The 19,923-nt window shown below is 35.3% G+C and carries 15 protein-coding genes and 1 tRNA gene; 9 read left to right on the top strand and 7 right to left on the bottom strand.

Annotated elements, in window-relative coordinates; translation table 11 throughout:
* Positions 1 to 83: 83 nt before the first annotated feature.
* Genes ACM55F_RS13505 through ACM55F_RS13485 form a run of 5 tightly spaced genes read right to left on the bottom strand, consistent with a single transcriptional unit; the run spans position 84 to position 4,140 of the window.
* Positions 84 to 1,343, bottom strand: coding sequence for a hemolysin family protein (locus tag ACM55F_RS13505; protein WP_416854330.1), 1,260 nt, complete (start codon positions 1,341 to 1,343; stop codon positions 84 to 86).
* Between the two features lie 3 nt (positions 1,344 to 1,346).
* Positions 1,347 to 1,541 carry a hypothetical protein gene (locus ACM55F_RS13500; protein WP_143386892.1) on the bottom strand — a complete coding sequence of 65 codons (195 nt, stop codon included), beginning with the start codon at positions 1,539 to 1,541 and terminating at the stop codon, positions 1,347 to 1,349.
* 17 nt (positions 1,542 to 1,558) lie between these two features.
* The gene (gene lptC / locus ACM55F_RS13495; protein ID WP_416854329.1) at positions 1,559 to 2,113 is read right to left on the bottom strand and encodes an LPS export ABC transporter periplasmic protein LptC; all 555 of its coding nucleotides are present in this window, start codon (positions 2,111 to 2,113) and stop codon (positions 1,559 to 1,561) included.
* A gap of 48 nt (positions 2,114 to 2,161) precedes the next feature.
* Complete coding sequence (locus ACM55F_RS13490; RefSeq protein ID WP_416854328.1) at positions 2,162 to 3,412, bottom strand: hypothetical protein; 1,251 nt, start codon at positions 3,410 to 3,412, stop codon at positions 2,162 to 2,164.
* Positions 3,409 to 4,140: a type III pantothenate kinase gene (locus ACM55F_RS13485; protein WP_416854327.1), complete on the bottom strand. Its 732-nt coding sequence runs from the start codon at positions 4,138 to 4,140 to the stop codon at positions 3,409 to 3,411. The genes ACM55F_RS13490 and ACM55F_RS13485 overlap by 4 nt, the downstream gene beginning before the upstream one ends.
* Positions 4,141 to 4,238: 98 nt before the next feature.
* On the opposite strand from ACM55F_RS13485, the gene ACM55F_RS13480 reads away from it, so the two are divergent.
* The 9 genes from ACM55F_RS13480 to acs all read left to right on the top strand — a co-directional run bounded on the left by ACM55F_RS13480 (position 4,239) and on the right by acs (position 15,483).
* Positions 4,239 to 4,311, top strand: a tRNA-Phe gene (locus tag ACM55F_RS13480).
* Between the two features lie 299 nt (positions 4,312 to 4,610).
* On the top strand, positions 4,611 to 5,030 hold the full coding sequence (locus ACM55F_RS13475) for a transposase (protein ID WP_416854326.1): 420 nt from the start codon (positions 4,611 to 4,613) through the stop codon (positions 5,028 to 5,030).
* Between the two features lie 102 nt (positions 5,031 to 5,132).
* Positions 5,133 to 6,512 (top strand): porin, encoded by a 1,380-nt coding sequence (locus tag ACM55F_RS13470; RefSeq protein WP_416854324.1) that lies wholly within the window; start codon positions 5,133 to 5,135, stop codon positions 6,510 to 6,512.
* Between the two features lie 21 nt (positions 6,513 to 6,533).
* Complete coding sequence (locus ACM55F_RS13465) at positions 6,534 to 8,069, top strand: MFS transporter (protein WP_416854323.1); 1,536 nt, start codon at positions 6,534 to 6,536, stop codon at positions 8,067 to 8,069.
* Between the two features lie 11 nt (positions 8,070 to 8,080).
* Positions 8,081 to 8,308 carry a DUF6814 family protein gene (locus ACM55F_RS13460; protein ID WP_416854322.1) on the top strand — a complete coding sequence of 76 codons (228 nt, stop codon included), beginning with the start codon at positions 8,081 to 8,083 and terminating at the stop codon, positions 8,306 to 8,308.
* A gap of 253 nt (positions 8,309 to 8,561) precedes the next feature.
* Entirely contained in the window at positions 8,562 to 11,267 is a 2,706-nt protein-coding gene (locus ACM55F_RS13455) for an ATP-binding protein (RefSeq protein WP_416854321.1), read from the top strand.
* Positions 11,268 to 11,269: 2 nt separating this feature from the next.
* A complete protein-coding gene (locus ACM55F_RS13450) occupies positions 11,270 to 11,632 on the top strand; it encodes a response regulator transcription factor (RefSeq protein ID WP_416837217.1) in 363 nt (120 codons plus the stop codon).
* Between the two features lie 18 nt (positions 11,633 to 11,650).
* Positions 11,651 to 13,552, top strand: a complete 1,902-nt coding sequence (locus ACM55F_RS13445; protein ID WP_416854320.1) for an AMP-binding protein — start codon at positions 11,651 to 11,653, stop codon at positions 13,550 to 13,552.
* A gap of 23 nt (positions 13,553 to 13,575) precedes the next feature.
* Positions 13,576 to 15,483 (top strand): acetate--CoA ligase, encoded by a 1,908-nt coding sequence (gene acs, locus ACM55F_RS13440; RefSeq protein ID WP_416854319.1) that lies wholly within the window; start codon positions 13,576 to 13,578, stop codon positions 15,481 to 15,483.
* Positions 15,484 to 15,814: 331 nt separating this feature from the next.
* Here the strand turns inward: acs and ACM55F_RS13435 are convergent, their stop codons facing one another.
* Together ACM55F_RS13435 and ACM55F_RS13430 are read right to left on the bottom strand one after the other, a co-directional pair.
* A complete protein-coding gene (locus tag ACM55F_RS13435; RefSeq protein ID WP_416854318.1) occupies positions 15,815 to 16,504 on the bottom strand; it encodes a fibronectin type III domain-containing protein in 690 nt (229 codons plus the stop codon).
* Between the two features lie 8 nt (positions 16,505 to 16,512).
* Positions 16,513 to 19,860: an alpha-amylase family glycosyl hydrolase gene (locus tag ACM55F_RS13430; RefSeq protein WP_416854317.1), complete on the bottom strand. Its 3,348-nt coding sequence runs from the start codon at positions 19,858 to 19,860 to the stop codon at positions 16,513 to 16,515.
* Between the last annotated feature and the right edge of the window lie 63 nt (positions 19,861 to 19,923).

The following is a 19,923-nucleotide window of genomic DNA, read 5'->3' as shown; positions in this document are numbered from 1 at the left end:
AGTTTGCGAAAATACAATTATCTAATTAATAATTATAGTAGTAACCTTTTATTTTACAAGAAATTTCTATTTTCTAAAAAAAATCACTCTCCTAGGGACATTTTGACTAATTCTATTTTCTTGTTTGTGGCTTCTTCTATGATAAAATGAAAGTTTCCTATGTTAATTACGTCCCCTTTTTGAGGAATATCTTTGGTATAATCAACAATAAAACCGCCAAGTGTGCCATAAGAATCACTTTCAGGAATATCGAGCTTATACGTTTGGTTTAAATACTCCACATCAAGTCGAGTGGAAAAAATATATGCATCGTCTCCAAGTTCATTCTCGATTAGTTCTTCTTCAGAATCATGCTCATCCTCTATTTCGCCAAAAAGCTCTTCTACAATATCTTCTATCGTAATAATTCCGGAAGTCCCTCCATATTCATCCAGAACAACCGCCACGCTTTTTCTCTTCTTGGTAAGCAAATTCATTGCATCTTTAATGTAAATTGTTTCAGGGACAAATTCGACAGAAATTACAATTTCTTTGATATTATTCGGTTTTTTAAACAAATCGAATGAGTGCACATAACCTACAATATCATCGAGTGAATTTTGATATACTACAATTTTAGAATAGCCTGTTTCGATAAACAATTTATTCAGCTCTTCTATCGAATCATATAGATCAATTGCTGCGATTTCAGTCCTTGGACTCATAACATCCCTAGCCTTTACACCTGAAAATTCCAAAGCATTTTGAAACATTAATATTTCAGAATCCACTTCTTCATTATCTTCAACCGTGCTCATCTGCTCTGTAATATAATTCCCCAGTTCTACTTTACTGAAATAAAGAGGCACTTGGTCGCCTTCTGTTTTGAAGAATTTTTTCAAAACAAAATCTGAAACCCAGATAAAAAAAGTAGAGACAAAATAAAACAACATATAAAAACCATATGCCGGAATAGCAAAAACCCTTATTAAGGTATTGGCATAGATTTGAAAGAATACTTTGGGTAAAAACTCAGCAGTAATCAAAACTACCAAGGTCGCTATAAGTATTTGGATAAAAAAGTTCAATAAACCTGAAAAATGATATCCTAAGACATTAATCCAGCCCATTAATAGTTCGCCCATAAAAAAACCATAAATAACTAATGCTATATTGTTTCCAATAAGCATGGCAGCTATGAATTTAGAGGGTTTTTCGGTAAGTTTTGTAAGTATTTTAGAAATGAAATTATCCTGTTTTTTTTCTATTTCAAGATAAATTTTATTGGAAGAAATAAAAGCAATCTCCATTCCTGAGAAAAAGGCACATAGTATTAGACACAATATGATAATACTAATTTCCATGTGCTAGGATTTTTTATTTCGGTCTTCAAATTTTTTAGCAAATTTCAACCTGAAGAAAAACATAAAAATTGCCAATCCTGCAATTATAAAACTCAACCAAGGTGTTGCTTCAGTTGCATTTAATTTTGTAACTCCATCATATATAAAGTAAGCCCCAAAAACAAGGTAAATGTAAGGTGTGTATTTTAAGTAATTCATACTATAGTTTTATAAAATTAGTCGGCTGTTTGAATTTCGCCAGTTATTCTTTGTGAATTAATCACTTTGAAATCTTTACTAAAATCGATTCCTTGTCCGTTTGATTCTCCTTTGAGATCCATAAATTTAAACTTTTTTTCAGTAAAAAACCATTCGTTTTTTTGATCGTAATACAATTGCTCCGTTTCCAGCGTTTGACCGTTTTCTGATTTAATTTTTACCTTCCCCTGCAAATCAATAATACTTGTCTTTGAGTATGAAACTGCATAATTGGAAGTTATAAATGTTTTTTTTGCTTTATTATCATACAACGTAACATCAATTCCTTTTGGAAATTCGGTAAACGAAAAATCTACACTAGAAAAATCCAACATTTTAGGGCTCACCAAAATAGCTTTAATCAATCCCGAATCCGTATATTTCAAATTCACATTATCAGCATCACCACTGGGAACAAACTCTGAAAAATTTATTTTTTGCACCTCTTTAAAATTACTTTCACACCCAAAAAACAGAGTCACAGCAAAAGCTGTGACTACTGGGGAAATTATATGTTTTTTTAGTAAAGGCATACGCTGTACTTGCAAAAGCAATTTGATTATATGTACTCTTTTCGAGTTTTAGTTGAATTTTCGTTTTTCAAACCATTTGTCATTAAGAGAAAAACTTACACTAAAATTAGCATAGTTCTCTTGAATTAGATTTGCATTTGTGGTTCCTTTTTTCCCTAATTCGAAACCTAAATTCACATTTGAGAAACTACCCGTAATTGGAAGACCTACACCAAATGTTACTCCCATATCATTTATAGATTCAGAATTGATCATCAATCCTGTTTTTTCATATTTAATACCCCCTCTGTAGACAATTCTTTTAGCATAATTTGAAAAAGAATTGTAATTAGGAATGTAATATCCACCTAAACTAACGCTACCATATCTTCCGTAACCTACGTTACTGGCTTGATTATAAGTATTTTCCTGACCTGAATTTTTTTGATAAGAAATTTTTCCTCCAACAAGCCATTTTTTCGATTCTCCAATTCCAGCGCCAAATGATATTCTACTTGGTAATTTTATGTCCTTTTCTGTTTTTTGCTCAGGAAGCGCATCTACTTCAACCACCTCGAATCCTGAACTATAAAATACAGTAGCTATATTTCTAGCATTCTGAGATGTCAAAGTCCCTTCTACAGTATAATTTAAACTAGAATACAAGGATATTTTTTTACCTATTTTAGTTTGATACATTGCTCCAATATTAAAATTCATACCAGATAAATCTGCCGAATTCAATTCACGAGTACCTATTGGAACATTGGTAATAAACTCTAAACTATTCGTTTCAATTTTACCAAAATTATAATGCGCATCTGCACCAATGCTAAAATTAGGAGCTATTTTATATCCAACTCCAAAAAAAACTTTATTCAAGCCACCAGTACCAGCTAAACGTTTGCTCGTTTCACCATCTTGATCTGCCAACGACTCAATTTTATATCCTACAGAAGAATAAGGAATCAATCCAAAACCTACTCCAAATTTCCCTAAAGGCAAACCAACAGCCAAATAATCTAAAGTTGTTCTTCGAGTATTTGCTGATCCGGTATTACTTTTCAAGCTTTTTGTGCCATATGTTCCACCCAAAGAAAAAGTAGTTAATTTTAGATTTGCATAACTGGCTGGATTTTCTAAATTAATATGAATACTGTCCTGTTCCACTACTACACCTGCCATTGAACGATTTTCAAGCGTCCCTTTGAATCTTATATCCCCAATTCCATAAAAAGAGTATGGAGATGAAGTTCCTTCCTGTGCAAAGGATACAAGTGACAAAAGCAAACATGCGCTTACTATAAGTTTTTTAATCATTTTTGATTTTTATATTGAAATGTTTGGCTCAAACTTTCTAAAAGAAAATTTGAATTGGCAAATATGGTATTTTTTAATCGTTTAGCCAAAAAATCTGTGTCTCCACCCGTTAAAATTATTATAAAATTTGAATACCGTGCGCTATATTCATCGATGAAACCGTCAATCTCATAGACTAATCCATTGACTACACCTGAATGAATAGATTCAGAAGTAGATTTTCCGATTAAACCTTTCGGGTTATCTAATGTTAATAAAGGCAATTTTGCGGTGTAATCATGTAATGACTCATACCGCAATCGTAGTCCCGGCGTTATAGCTCCTCCAAGATAATTATTGTTTTCATCTATAAAATCAAAGGTAACACAAGTCCCTGCATCAATAACCAATCGGTTCTGATTAGGAAACTGTATCGTTGCTCCTGCAGCAAGAACCATTCTGTCAATTCCTAAAGTTTTAGGAGTGGAATAACAATTCACAAAAGGAAAAGGATCTTCATGGGATATAAAATGGACTTTTAAATCATTTTCAAACTCCAAAAACAACTGTTTTTCAACATCTCCAACAGACGAAACGATTAAATCAGCAATTTTTTTATATTTTTTTAAAATATTTTGAATATTTTTTTGGAGTTCCTTTCTAACAAATACAAAATTATTAACGAGTATATCACCCTCAAAGACAGCAGCTTTAATTCTGGTATTTCCGACATCAACAGCTAGAATCATATTTTATTTTTTGATCTTGCGAAGATACGAATTGATTTTTTTTAAAAATTGTTTTGGATAAACTAAAAATCATCCTATATTTGCACCCGCAATAGCGAGGTACCTTAGCTCAGATGGTAGAGCAATGGACTGAAAATCCATGTGTCCCTGGTTCGATCCCTGGAGGTACCACAAAACCCGAATAGAAATATTCGGGTTTTTTGTTTTTATACATTTCTCAAATCCATATTGCTTTTGGATTAATTCGGATCCCGATTTACTCCTTCAAAACATAAGTCAAAATTCCCTCTTTTATCAGACGAAGTACTATTTCAGGGCATCAACCTCATTTTCACAAAACGCCTTAATTTTGCTAAACATTCACCTATTCCGCAACAAAAATGAAGGGTTCGCAATTTTTTTTATATTTTTTTAAGAAATTCAAATAATAAAAGTTGCTAATTTACTATATTTATGCAAAATTTATATATATGGAGCTTTTAACCTGCCCAAAATGCCAAGGTAATCAAATTACTAAAAGCGGCGTAATTAATAACAAACAAAGGTATTTATGCAAAAAATGCAACTATTTTTTTACCGTTAATAAAATTGGAAAAAAAATAGACGACTACTATGTTACCAAAGCATTGCAATTATACCTTGAAGGATTGAGTTATCGAGAAATAGAGCGTATTCTAGGGGTTTCTCATGTCACTGTCAGCAATTGGGTAAAGACATTTAACATTAAAAAAGCGTCTCACGCCAATTACCACCCTACCTATAAGATTTTTAATCACTTAGAGCTAGTAGAGTATGTGAAAAACAAAGAATTACTTTCGGGAGCAGGCATGATAATAACGGAACTCGGAGACAAATTTATGCTTATAAAATGGGAACGGTTTAAAGATTAACTATACTACTTTACATATATATATATCTTAATTTTTTTTCACAATAAAATAATAGAATTTGGCACTTTATTAACCAACCATTTAATAACCAAAATTTTATTTATGAAAAAAATATTTTTTATAGCCGCAATACTCTTATTGTCACAAAAAGGTTTTTCACAAGGCTCAGTTGATTACGGCAGCGGAATGAAATTCAATTTGAACGAGGATGGTTCAAAATACATGCGATTTATAGCATGGAACCAAATATGGTTTCGTTCCAGCCAAATGAACCCCGGAACAATGATTGGAAATGAAGCGGCAACAACCGGAACCGACATTGGAAACAGACGTTTGCGTTTTCTTGCGTACTCTCAATTATCTAAAAGATACATGATTGTAACGCACTTTGGAATCAACAATCAAACCTTTACTAATGGTGGCGCGGCAGGAACTTCAGGAACTGGCGGATACGGTGCCGGAAAAAAACCAGGTCTGTTTTTTCACGATGCTTGGAATGAATACGCATTAGTTTTACCTGAAAAAGACAAAAAATTCAGCTTATCTCTTGGTGGAGGATTGCATTATTACATGGGATTATCCAGAGCAACAATGGCTTCTACATTGAACTTTTTAACAATTGACGCTCCTGTATTTAACTGGCCTTTAATTGAAAATTCAGATCAGTTTGCCAGACAAATGGGTTTATTCGCCAAAGGAAAATATGGTAAATTAGAATACCGCTTGAGTTACAATAAACCATACGCTACAAACTTAGTTCCCACTAATGTAACTACAGCAGATAATGCGGTAGCCGTTGACAACAGCGGCAATACAAAATGGTCCAAAGCAGGTTATTTCGAATATCAATTTTTAGATCAGGAAGCTAATTTATTGCCTTATAAAGTGGGCAGTTATCTTGGAACTAAAAAAGTATTCAATATAGGTGCTGGTTTTTACACTGCGCCAGACGCAACTAAATCTTCCGTAAACAATACTATTAACAAACACAGCATCAATCTTTTTGCAGCGGATGTTTTCCTTGATTTGCCTGTTGGAAAAAAAGAAAACAAAATGGCTGTAACTGGATATAGCGTTTTCTATGATTATGATTTTGGACCAAACTATTTACGTAATGTAGCCATTATGAATATTGGTTCAATTGACCCAAACTTCACAGGAAACAGAGCATTGGCAGGACCCGGAAATGCACAAGCTACCATTGGATCCGGAAATATCTGGTACACACAAGCCGGAATTTTATTGCCAAGCAAAGTAGACAAACCTAAAGTACGCGTACAACCTTTTGGAGCATTTACTTATAAAAGCTTTGACGCTTTAGACAAGTCCAGTACCCAATTTGATCTTGGAACCAACTTTTTCCTGGATGGACAACATGCCAAAATCACCGCACAATATTCAACAAGACCCGTTTACACGACTCCATCTAATATCTCAGGATCAAAAGGGGAATTCGTAGTGCAACTTCAAATCTATCTATAAACTAATTTAAAAATATAATTTATGAGTACTAAATCAACAAAAGGAATTTGGAAAGTCATTTCCGCATCCTCAATGGGTACAATGATCGAATGGTATGATTTCTACATCTTTGGAAGTTTAGCCGTTGTAATTTCAACTAAATTTTTCCCATCAGATAATCCTACAGCAGCATTCCTGTCTACATTGGCAACATTTGCAGCCGGATTCGTAGTTCGTCCTTTTGGAGCCCTTTTCTTCGGAAGATTAGGAGATTTAATTGGAAGAAAATACACCTTCATGGTTACGCTTTTATTAATGGGTGGCGCCACGTTCTTAATAGGTTGTATCCCTAGTTATGAAACTATTGGGTTTATGGCTCCTTTATTAGTATTAATTCTTCGTTTGCTTCAAGGTCTTGCTTTGGGTGGTGAATATGGAGGAGCTGCAACTTATGTGGCAGAACATGCTCCCGTCGGACAAAGAGGATATTGGACTTCTTGGATTCAGACTACAGCAACGGTTGGATTATTCATCTCTTTGATGGTTATTTTAGCCACAAGAAACATTCTTACACCAGAGCAATTTGACGAATGGGGATGGAGAGTTCCGTTTTGGGTTTCTATCGTCATGGTGGGAGTTTCATATTTGATTCGAAAAAACATGGACGAATCTCCCGTTTTTGCTAAAGCGAAAAGCGAAGGTAAAACCAGTACAAACCCATTGAAAGAAAGTTTTGGAAATCGTTACAACTTGAAATTTGTATTGTTGGCTTTATTTGGAGCAACCATGGGACAAGGAGTTGTTTGGTATACCGGTCAATTTTATGCGATGAGTTTCTTGAAAACGGTAATGGCGATAGATTCTTCTCAAGTAGATACATTACTTGGAATTGCATTAATTCTTGGCACACCATTTTTTATCTTCTTTGGTTGGTTAAGTGATAAAGTAGGAAGAAAATACATTATGATGGGCGGAATGTTATTGGCTATTATCTTGTACAGACCCATCTACAAACAAATGTATGAAACTACATCTGTAAAAAATAAAACTGAAATTGTAGCAAACACTAAAGTTGTTGCTGAATTAAAGGAGAACAAGAAACAAACTATGGATTCTATCTATACGACCAACAAAGAGTATGCAGATGGAACGACATTAGTAGAAATAAAAACGGTATCTTTAGAAAACGGCATGGCTAAAGTTGTGGATGGAAAACCAAAAATGGAAACCAAAACAACTATTAAAATTAACTCTAGTGACAATTGGGCTTTGATATTTTTAGTATTTGTACAAGTGATATTTGTAACTATGGTTTATGGTCCTATTGCAGCTTTCTTAGTTGAAATGTTCCCAGTAAAAATTAGATACACATCGATGTCATTGCCATATCACGTAGGAAATGGAATTTTTGGAGGATTACTCCCTGCTATTTCAACCTATTTTGTAACCAATGCAAAAGACTTGGGACATCCGGAATTTTACCTCGAAGGACTTTGGTATCCAATTGTTATTGCTGCAGTCAGCTTTGTAGTTGGAATGGTTTACATTAAAAATAAAGACAAAAACGCTCACGTATAAAAAACACAGCTATGAATCAAATAAAAAGAGTTTTAGGATTAGTTTGGATCGCATTAGCTGCTGCTGCAGCATATTTTTGCATCTTTACTTTTGGATTACCAAAATTTATGTCAGGCAAACAAGAGGATTTAGTATTTGGAATTATCATCCTTTTTATACTTACACCCCTAATAGTTTTAGGATTAGGCGCATTTGGGTATTTTTCCTTAATGGGTGACTATGATGAAAAAAAAAAATAATCAAACCATTTTTTTTTAATATGCAGTCTCTACATTTACTTGTAGAGATTGCTTATTTTTATTACAATGAAAAAGAGACATGAACAAAAGTTGGTTATTCTTTCAATGCTAATGCTATTAGCGTTGAACATTCCGCTTTTGCTGTTATTTGATAGTTCAAAACCCTTTTTTGGTTTTCCAATTATATACATCTATATTTTTTCGGCATGGTTAATTTCAATCGCGATCACCTACCTAATTATTAAAAGATATTATGAATAGCATTGGACTCTTATTAATATTGGCGATTTATTTGTCGATTCTTTTTTACATCGCCTATTGGGCAGAAAAAAGGAGTCATTCCAAATGGACCAATAATCCGTATATCTATTCGTTTTCATTAGCGGTTTATTGCACCGCTTGGACGTACTACGGCAGTATAGGTCTTGCAGCAAATTCAGGCTTGAGTTATATCCCCATTTATTTAGGTCCAATAATAATTGTACCTACATGGATGATTATCCTCAAGAGAATTATCCGAATTTCGAGAGTGAACAAAATATCCAGTATAGCCGATTTTATTTCTTTACGATATGGGAACAGCAGATTTCTAGGCGCATTAGTGACCATGATATGTATTTTTGGGATTGTACCTTATATTTCTTTACAGCTAAAATCCATTTCAGACACTTTTCATATTGTTAGCAAAACCCAATCGAGTGACAACATTTTTACGGATACCACCACTTATGTTTGCCTTGCGTTGGCTTTATTTGCCTCTTATTATGGCACAAAATACGTAGACGCTTCAGAAAAAAGACGCGGTATTGTAACCGCTGTGGCAATGGAATCCATCTTGAAGTTAGTTTTCTTTTTAATCATTGGTATTTATGTGACCTATTTTGTTTTTGACGGTTTTGATGACATTTACAAAAAAGCGTCAGTCCTTAAATATTTTGATAAAAAGAATACGATAGGCGGCATCACAAACGGAATCAATTGGTTCTTCCTTTGTATTTTATCCATGTTTGCCATTTTCCTTTTGCCAAGACAATTCCACACCGCAATTGTAGAAAACAACAAAGAAACCCATATTCGAACAGCGATTTGGCTTTTTCCATTGTACTTATTACTTTTTAATATTTTTGTTTTCCCAATCGCTTGGGGAGGAAACATCCTTTTTGAAGGCAAAGGACTCAATTCAGATACGTATTCATTATTGATTCCGCAGTTTTTTAATAATAATTTATTGACCGTTTTAGTATTTCTTGGAGGATTCTCAGCCGCTATTTCGATGATTATCGTATCGTCAATCGCACTCGCAACCATGCTGAGTAATAACCTATTGATCCCTTATGGTTTCATTGGTTCGCTCCAAAATATTTCGCAAGAAAAGAATAGCAAACGAATTGTAAACAGTAGGAAAATAGGGATTTTCTCTCTTATTATTTTGGCGTATGCCATATACCGAATTTTCATTCTGGATTATTCTTTGGTTTCCATTGGATTAGTCTCTTTTGTAGTTATAGCCCAACTGGCTCCCTCCTTTTTTGGTGCTATATTTTGGAAAAGAGGATCTAAAAATGGTGCTATAGCGGGAATTATTCTTGGTTTTTTAATTTGTTTCTATACGCTTTTAATTCCCTATGCCATTGGGATTACAAAATCAACAAGTCTATTTATTCAGGAAGGACCTTGGGGAATTGAATTGCTAAAGCCTTTTCAACTTTTTGGATTGGATTATTTAGAGCCTATCCCGCATGCCGTTTTTTGGAGCTTGCTAATTAACGTCCTGAGTTATTCTGCGGTATCGGTGAGTTTCAAAGGCAATTACAGAGAGCGAAATTATGCCGAAATGTTTGTGGATATTGACAAATACATCACTAACCACGAAAATGCTTTTGTTTGGAAAGGCACAGCTTACATCTCTGATATTCAAAAAGTACTGCAGCGATTTTTGGGCGAAGACCGAACAAAACGAGCTTTGACTATTTTCAATTTAAAATACAACATCGATAAAAATATCACAACCGCCGATGCGCGATTTATAAAATTTGCCGAGAATTTATTAACGGGACATATTGGTACGGCTTCCGCCAAAATATTAATATCGAGCGTAATCAAAGAAGACAAAATCAGCTTGCCCGAAGTGCTTCGAATTTTGGAGGAATCCAAAGAAAACATCATTATCAACAAAAAACTGACGGACACTTCGAATGAATTAAAAAAAATATCCGAACAGCTAAAAAATGCCAATCAGGAATTAGTCAACAAAGACATTCAAAAAGACGAATTTCTGGACACCGTTACACATGAGTTAAGAACGCCAATTACTGCGATTCGTGCCGCAAGCGAAATCCTTCATGACGAGGATGATATTCCGGAAGAGTTGAGAAAACAGTTTTTGCAAAATATCATTTCCGAATCAGATCGTTTGAATCGTTTGATTGATAAAATCCTGGATTTAGAGAAATTTGAAACAGGAAAACAAAAAATCTATCTGTCTAAAAACAGTATTTCAAAAACCATAAAAAAAACCTTGGATTCCCTCCAACAATTAATAAAAAACAAAAAAATAAGTATCGAATTTAATGACGTATCCAAAGAGATAAAAGCTTTTTATGATGAAGAACGAATTATTCAAGTAATTCATAATTTATTATCGAATGCCATAAAATTCTGTTCTGAAACAAATGGAAAAATAACCATTTCCATTATCGAAAATAAAGATGTTGTGGAAGTCAGCATTCATAACAACGGTAAAGGAATTAAAGGAGAAGATTTTGAAGCCATTTTTGATAAATTCTATCAATCTAGAAATCAGAATGTAAAAAAACCTATTGGAAGCGGCTTAGGGCTTGCTATTTGCAAACAGATTATAGAACATCATAAAGGAAAAATTTGGGCTGAAAGCACTGAAGGAAACGGAGCCACTTTTATTTTCACATTACCCAATTACAACACAACTGAAAATCGTTAAAGATGAAAAAAATTTTAATTGTAGATGACGAACCAAATATTGTCATGTCACTGGAATACACATTCAAAAAGAACAATTTTGAAGTTTTCATAGCGCGTGACGGACAAGAAGCATTAGATATTTTAAAGAAACAACTACCGGATGTAATTATTCTCGATGTCATGATGCCCATGGTCGACGGTTTTGCCACATTGGAGCAAATAAAAAAAGACGAAAGATTACAACATTGCAAAGTCATTTTCCTTTCGGCAAAAAACAAAGAAAAAGACATTGAAAAAGGACTTTCATTGGGTGCAAATCTATATGTAGTCAAGCCCTTTTCATTAAAAAAATTAGTAGAACAAGTACAGGATTTAATTCAATAATTTAGAATTTCCAATATCATGAATTATAAAGATTTTTATAGCAAAAGCATCCATCATCCTGAAGAATTTTGGGCTGATCAGGCTAATGCAATTGAGTGGTACAGTAAACCGGAAACTATTTTGTCGAAAGACGAAAATGGATATCCGCTCTGGTACAAAGATGGAGAATTGAACGTCTGCTATTTGGCACTTGACAAGCACATTCAAGATGGTTTTGGGGATCAGGTCGCCCTAATTTATGATTCGCCGGTAACACAAACTGTAAAAAAATATACTTTTTCTGAAGTGAAAACCGAAGTGGCAAAACTTGCAGGAGGCATGCAATCATTGGGTTTAAAAAAAGGAGACACCGCCGTTATTTACATGCCAATGATTCCCCAAGCTACATTTGCAATGTTGGCTTGTGCGAGAATTGGAGTGACACATTCTGTAGTTTTTGGCGGTTTTGCACCACATGAATTGGCTATTAGAATTGATGATTGCAAACCCAGAGTGATAATAACGGCTTCTTCAGGAATCGAAATTGATCGCTTAATCGCATACAAACCATTAGTGGATGAAGCGATTGAACTGGCTTCACACCGACCCAAAAAAGTAATTGTTTTCAACAGAAAATTAGGAGCAAGAGTTCCATTTAAAAAATATGATGTAGATTATGATGCTTTGGTTTATGGCTCTGAAGAAACGCCTTGTGTTCCAGTAAACACAACACATCCTTTGTATATTCTTTACACATCAGGAACAACAGGAAAACCAAAAGGAGTGGTGAGAGATACAGGCGGTTGTGCCGTAGCACTAAAATTCTCCATGACACATATCTATAATGTAAAACAAGATGAAGCTTTTTGGGCCGCATCGGATGTGGGCTGGGTTGTTGGACACAGTTTTATCGTTTATGGACCTTTAATTAATAGAAACACCACGATTATTTTCGAAGGGAAACCAATCAAGACTCCTGACGCAAGTACGTTTTGGAGAATTATTGCCGAGCACAAAGTAAATGCGATGTTCACGGCTCCAACAGCTATTCGGGCTATCAAAAAAGAAGATCCTAACGGTGATTTTATAAAACAATACGATTTGAGTTCGTTGAAAACTCAATTTCTGGCGGGAGAACGTTGTGATGTTGCCACATTAGAATGGTATTCAGAACACATTCCTGTTCCCGCAATCGATCATTGGTGGCAAACAGAATCTGGTTGGCCTATGATTGCCAACATGATGGGCGTTGAACAATTGCCTATAAAACCAGGTTCAGTAGGAAAAGCAGTTTGCGGGTATGACATTAAAATTTTTGGCGAAGACGGAACCGAATTAGGTCCAAATGAAGAAGGGTATGTAGTACTGAAACTACCTTTACCTCCGGGAACTTTACTTGATTTATGGAATGACAACCCTAGGTTTAAAGCAGGATATTTGGATAAATTTCCAGGGTATTATTTCTCAGGTGATGGCGGATTTAAAGATAATGAAGATTACATTTTCATTACCGGAAGAGTTGATGATGTAATCAATGTTGCCGGACATCGACTTTCGACAGCCGAAATGGAGGAAATTGTTGCCTCCCATTCATCCGTTGCGGAGTGTGCCGTTATTGGAATAAATGATGCATTGAAAGGACAAATCCCTTTGGCTCTGGTTGTAACAAAATTAAATGAAACTATTGAGCACTTTCAATTGGAACAAGAAGTAATAAAGTTGGTGCGTCAAAAAATTGGAGCGGTAGCTTCCTTGAGAAATGTAGTGATCATGGAACGATTACCCAAAACACGTTCAGGAAAAATCCTTCGAAAATTAATGCGCAGTATTGCCGATGGTGATGACTTTCAAATCCCATCAACAATTGACGATGAAACCATTGTTAGTGAAATTGACGCTGTACTACAGAAATATGAAATTGGAATTTATAATAAAAAATAAGAATAACTAAATTTATCTAAAACATGAGTCGCTATAAAATTAATACTTTAGAAGAATACTTTAAAGAATATAAAAAATCAGTCCGTGAGCCAAGAAAATTCTGGGACAAAATTGCTTCCGAAAATTTCACTTGGTACCAACAATGGGACAAAGTTGTCGATTTTAATATGGCCGAAGCTGAAATAAAATGGTTTACTGAAGCTAAAGTAAACATTACTAAAAACTGTATTGACAGGCATCTTATCAAAAAAGGCGATAAGACCGCTATTATTTTTGAACCTAACGATCCAAAGGAAGAAGCGTTACATATTTCCTATAATGAATTACACCAACGTGTTTGCAAAATGGCAAATGTGTTGCGAGAACAAGGCATAAAAAAAGGGGATCGTGTTTGTATTTATTTACCAATGATTCCTGAATTAGCCATAACCACTTTGGCTTGTGCCAGAATTGGCGCCATACACTCAGTTGTTTTTGCGGGATTTTCAGCTTCAGCGGTAGCCACTAGAATTAATGATAGCGATTGTAAAATGGTCATCACTTCTGATGGTGGTTATCGTGGTAACAAAACCATTGATTTAAAAGGAATCATTGATGAATCGTTAGTAAACTGTCCCGGTGTTTCAAACGTTTTGGTAGTAAAAAGAACCAATACTTCAATAAACATGAAAGCAGGTCGTGACCAATGGTTGCAACCCCTTTTAGACGAAGCTTCTGATAACAATGTCGCTGAAATCATGGATGCCGAAGACCCATTATTTATCCTTTACACTTCTGGCTCAACCGGAAAACCAAAAGGAATGGTGCATACCACAGCAGGTTACATGGTTTATACTGCCTATACTTTCAAGAATGTATTCAATTATGAAGAAAATGACGTTTTTTGGTGTACGGCTGATATTGGCTGGATTACCGGACATTCTTATATTCTTTATGGTCCATTATTGAATGGCGCAACAACCGTTATTTTTGAAGGCGTTCCCTCCTATCCTGACTTTAGTCGCTTTTGGGAAGTAATCGAAAAACACAAAGTAACACAATTCTATACTGCTCCAACTGCTATTCGTGCTTTGGCAAAAGAAAGCTTAGATTATGTTCGAAAGTTCCCTTTAAAATCTCTCAAAGTAATTGGTTCCGTAGGAGAACCTATCAATGAAGAAGCTTGGCACTGGTACAATGACCATGTTGGCGATAAAAGATGTCCTGTTGTGGATACGTGGTGGCAAACCGAAACAGGAGGAATTATGATTTCTCCAATTGCCTTTGTAACCCCAACAAAACCAACCTATGCTTCTTTACCCTTACCGGGAATTCAGCCTGTATTAATGGATGAAAAACGCAATGAAATTGAAGGCAATCAAGTAACAGGAAGTTTGTGTATTAAATTTCCTTGGCCTGGGATTGCCAGAACTATTTGGGGAGACCATCAACGATACAAAGACACTTACTTTTCTACCTTTCCAGGAAAATATTTCACTGGCGACGGCGCTTTGCGTGATGAAGTAGGATATTATAGAATTACGGGTCGTGTAGATGATGTAGTTATTGTTTCAGGACATAATTTAGGAACTGCACCTATCGAAGATGCCATTAATGAGCACCCGGCAGTTGCTGAATCAGCCATTGTAGGATTCCCTCATGATATTAAGGGAAATGCCTTATATGGTTTTGTGATTCTAAAAGAAAGTGGAGAATATCGCGACAGAGAAAATCTGACCAATGAAATCAACCAACAAATCTCTAATCATATTGGACCGATTGCAAAATTGGATAAAATTCAATTTGTTTCTGGTTTACCAAAAACCCGTTCCGGAAAAATCATGCGCAGAATTTTACGTAAAATAGCCGAGGGAGATTATTCAAATTTTGGGGACACCTCAACATTGCTGAATCCCGAAATTGTAGAAGAAATCAAAAACGGCAAAATTTAAATTTTAGTTTTATTATGTCAATAAGCGGCTTCATTAGTAAGGCCGCTTTTTTTATAAATAAGAGAAGCTGTCTTTTTAGGACAGCTTCTCTAACAAACCAAAACAACTTAATTATTTTTTAATAAACTTCATTACTTTAACTTGATGTCTTCATTATGCGCTTTCTCGATATTAAATAAACAATCTTTGGATTGTCAACTCAAAGTTGGTTAAAATCATTAAATTTAAACAACTAGAGAAAACTACTTTAGAAAAAAATCCAAATAAATTTAATGGCGTACAGTTGCATTTTAAGTGCTTTTTTTAACAAAGTCAAAGCTAATAAAAATTCTCAATTTGTTTTAAACTTCCATGTTTGACCTATCGTCTCTCCTCCTTTACCATCTTTAACCACGACTTTCCAATAATATTCTTTTGAAGGAACTACAAGTACGTCTAGAGTATTGGTTGCTAAGTTTTCACTTACTTTTGATATAGGTGGATTGTCTGTCCCAAAATACACATCAAAAACAAGGATATCATTTACATCAACATCACTTGCATTCCATTTCAATGTTGCTGTCGCTGTATTTAATACTGTGTTTAAAACAGGCTGCACCAATTCTGGAGAAAAAGGCAAATGATTTACCACTGCTTCTCCTTCTGTATAAAAATTGTACACAGAGGAATAATCACTTGACAAACTTTTATTATCCGTTGCTTTAACTCTCCAATAGTAAGCTACACCTTTCTCTAATGAGATATTTTGAGAGTTAGTGGGGTCTTCTAATGTCTTTACAATTTGCAAAAATTGATTGTCTTTTGCTACTTGTATTTGATAGGTTATGGGATCATTATTAGAATCTGCAGACACATTCCATTGAAAACTAACCAAATTATCTACACATAATTTATTATTTGCCGGAGCAACTAATGTAGGTACTGTGGGTGCTTCGTTTTTAGGCGTAGGCGCTGGATCATCACCTCCTCCACAAGAGATTAACAAAAACCCAATGACAGCTACATATACAAACTTTTTCATTTTCATTTTTATTTTTTTATGATTTTCAGATATACGGGAGTGTCCAAATATATTTTTACAATATAAATTCCTGGAGATTCATTTTCAAGGTTTAACTGAACTTTTTCGTTTACAACAGAATACGTTCCTTTTGAAATTAATTGAGAGCTCAAGGTGTACAAATCTATAACTACTTCTTTTCTGGAGATAGGCAATGTGATTTCAAACCTTCCGGCTGTAGGATTTGGATAGGATGAAACGAACCCTATTAAATCATCTATTCCTTTTGAATAAATTCCTTCACATGGTTTAGCTGTTTTCACCTCCAACAAATCCCCTTTTTTAATCTCAACTGAAAAATTGGGTGAAGGGGTTTCAAATTGTACATTCCCATTTACAAAAATTTTATAGGGGGCAGTCCCTTCAACTATTTCAACAGCAACCTTGTTCGAAACAACACTTGATTTTCCCGTAACGGTTGCCCCTTTTGGAATAACAATCGTGAAGCCTTGTTCAAAAGTTTCTCCCAGAACAGAAATAGATCCATTATAACTACCAGGAGCTAAATTGGAGACTGACAAGCTATTATTGATAAAATCGTAAGTTTTATTATTTATAGTGGCCACATAGGGATGAGTTATAGTGGCATTGATAGTTATTTCCCCATTATTTTCATTTATACAAGATTCGCCTTTTGATTCAATAGTAAAATTATTTGACGGCAAGGTAAAATCTTTATCGGCTAATAAGGATTTTTTATTTCCATATATTTTATACCCCCCGGCCGGAATGGCAATCGTTGCACTAACATTGGTAACATTAATGGACGTATCATCCATCAAATTATACCAAATTCCGGTGTACGGAAAACCAGTGGCCACATTTTGTGTTGTCACATCAAAGTTGGCCAGTATCAAAACATCTTTGAGCTGCGTTGGTAATAAAGTGCTATTGGCAATTTTAATATTTGGATACAACGAACTGGTGTTGTTTATGGTTGCCGTTCCTAAAAACACGGGATCTGTTGTTTTCAAGGCAATCATTTTTGTCCAATCGGTATAGACTTTATTTCTATTGGCATCGCCAAGCCAGTTGTTTGTCCATTGCGGCTGTGGTTTGGTGTCCAGTTTGCAATCCCCCGGTATTGTGGTAGAATTGTCGTTAACGGTTCCATTATTACAGCTGAAAATGGAGTTCTCCATTCCTAATTCACCAAAATGCCAAATCATCTTAGGCCCGGGAACCAACAATGAAACAGCCCCTAAAGCAGACATTCGCGACAGGGCAACATTCAATGTTTTCACGTTATGGGAGGCATTCGTACTATTCCCAAATTGTAAATTTTTGTACATCAATCGTTCTTCATCATGACTTTCAGCATAACCCATCAATCTGTTTGCGGTAAATCCACGGCTAGTGCCAGTCATATTATAAATATTGCTGGCATAACCCATCGTCAAATTATTGTATTGATCTGTCATTTTTCCCCACATCATCACCCCTTTGCTTGGTGTTTCAGAGATTCTATAATTGGCCCACTCCTGTTCTTCGGTATTTGTTCCCAAATGTTCGAAAATAGTGTAATGTGTGGGATCCAAACCCCAGGAATAATCGGCATAGTCTTTCAAAATGGCAACCCGGTCGGCCTGATAGGCATTCGTACAGACATCATCCCCAGAAGTGCAATTTTGTGTAAATCCTTTGGTCAAATCCCAACGGAGACCATCAATTTTATACTCTTGAATCCATTGTTTAACTACTCTTTTTACGTAGTTTTTAGTCAACGCCGAAGCATGATTAAAATCTTCACCTACACTATACGAATGTTTTGCTACCGTATTAAAATAAGGATTCTCCGTTGAAGGCGATCCCCACCCGTCTCCATCAGGATCGTTCATCCACATCCGAACCATTGGATTACGCCCAAAAGCATGGTTCAACGCCACATCAAGAATTACTGCAATTCCGTTTTGATGGCATACGTCAATCAATTCCTTGAATTTAGTTGAAGTACCGTAAAATTTATCCAAAGCCATGTGAAAAGAAGTGTTGTAGCCCCAACTTTCATTTCCTTCAAATTCCATTACCGGTAATACTTCAATGGCATTTATTTTTAGATTTTTGAAATAATCTATTCTGTCGATCAAGTTCTGATAGCTTTTATTAACATCAAAATCTCGAACCAAAAGCTCATAAACCACCAATTTTTCCTTTTCAGGTTTCACAAAATTGGTTGTTGCAGCACTCCAAGAGTAAGCTGTCTGTCCAGTTTGCAGAACAGTCACTTCTCTATCTTGCCCAACGGGATATGCCGGAAGGTTAGGATAATTGACCACTGGGATACCCGGATCATCAAATGGAGATAAAACCAAAGTCGAATACGGATCAGCTGTTTTCACTAAAGCTGGCGAACCCGCAAGAGGTGTTGCGTCTACAACCCAATATTGATACATATTGTTCACACCCGATGTTAAACCCGTAAGTTCTAACCAAAATTTTCCGGTTACCGCATCTTTCTTCATGGCATAGTTTGCATCCGGTTGCCAGTTATTGAAACTTCCTGCCACATAAACAAAATCTTTTCCGGGTGCATCAAGAACCAAAGTCGCTTTTGTTGCATCAGCCGAATTATAATTTATTCCATCCTCGACCCCTGCCGGTAAAGCCTGAGAAATTACTCCCGAATTTACAATTGCGGTGAATTTTTTTGTGAGTGTTGTAGTCCCTTGTATTACTTCTAATTCATAGCTTTGATTAGTCGTGATATTAGTATGATTAAAAGAATATGTAGATATACTTGAAGCACTATTAATACTAACTCCGTTAGATTTCAAATTATAGCTGGCATTTCCATTGGTATTGGCAGCTTGTATATTCAAACTCCCTCCAGAACTGATTATTGTCGAACTATTTGCTGCCGGAGAAGTCAATGTTACTTGAAACAATCCAACATTAAAAATAAAGTCAGAACAACTGGGAGCGAGTTTCAATGTTTGCGTGCCATCTGCGTTTCTGAATACCATTCCCAGCTTGGTTACATTTGCTTGTTGAGTTGCATTCAATCCAAAATAAGTACTAGGCGTAATAGTCTTACTCCAAGTACCGTTTCCATTGTTTGTCATTAAACCAACACCATCATCTGTTCCCCAATTCCCAACAACTGCAAACCCAAAGGCATTTGTATCATCTCCTGCGCCCGCATGCATATATACTTTTGCAGGACTTGTTCCCATAGTATTACAAGTTGCACTCGCAAATGAAACCGTAATCGTAATTTGGTCTGTCGCATTAAACGCAGAAGGCGTAATGGTTACTTGTGAATAAGTAAAAAGAGACAAAAAGCCAACCAATAAACTAAATAAATATTTTTTTTTCATGATAAAAAATATAAAGGTAAAAAAGGCTACCAAATCATAGTAGCCTTTTTAGTTAATTGCATT

Source organism: Flavobacterium melibiosi, assembly GCF_048158545.1.
Taxonomy (GTDB): Bacteria; Bacteroidota; Bacteroidia; order Flavobacteriales; family Flavobacteriaceae; genus Flavobacterium; species Flavobacterium melibiosi.
Note: the sequence above shows the minus strand (reverse complement) of the source record. Positions and strands in the feature narration are given on the sequence as shown.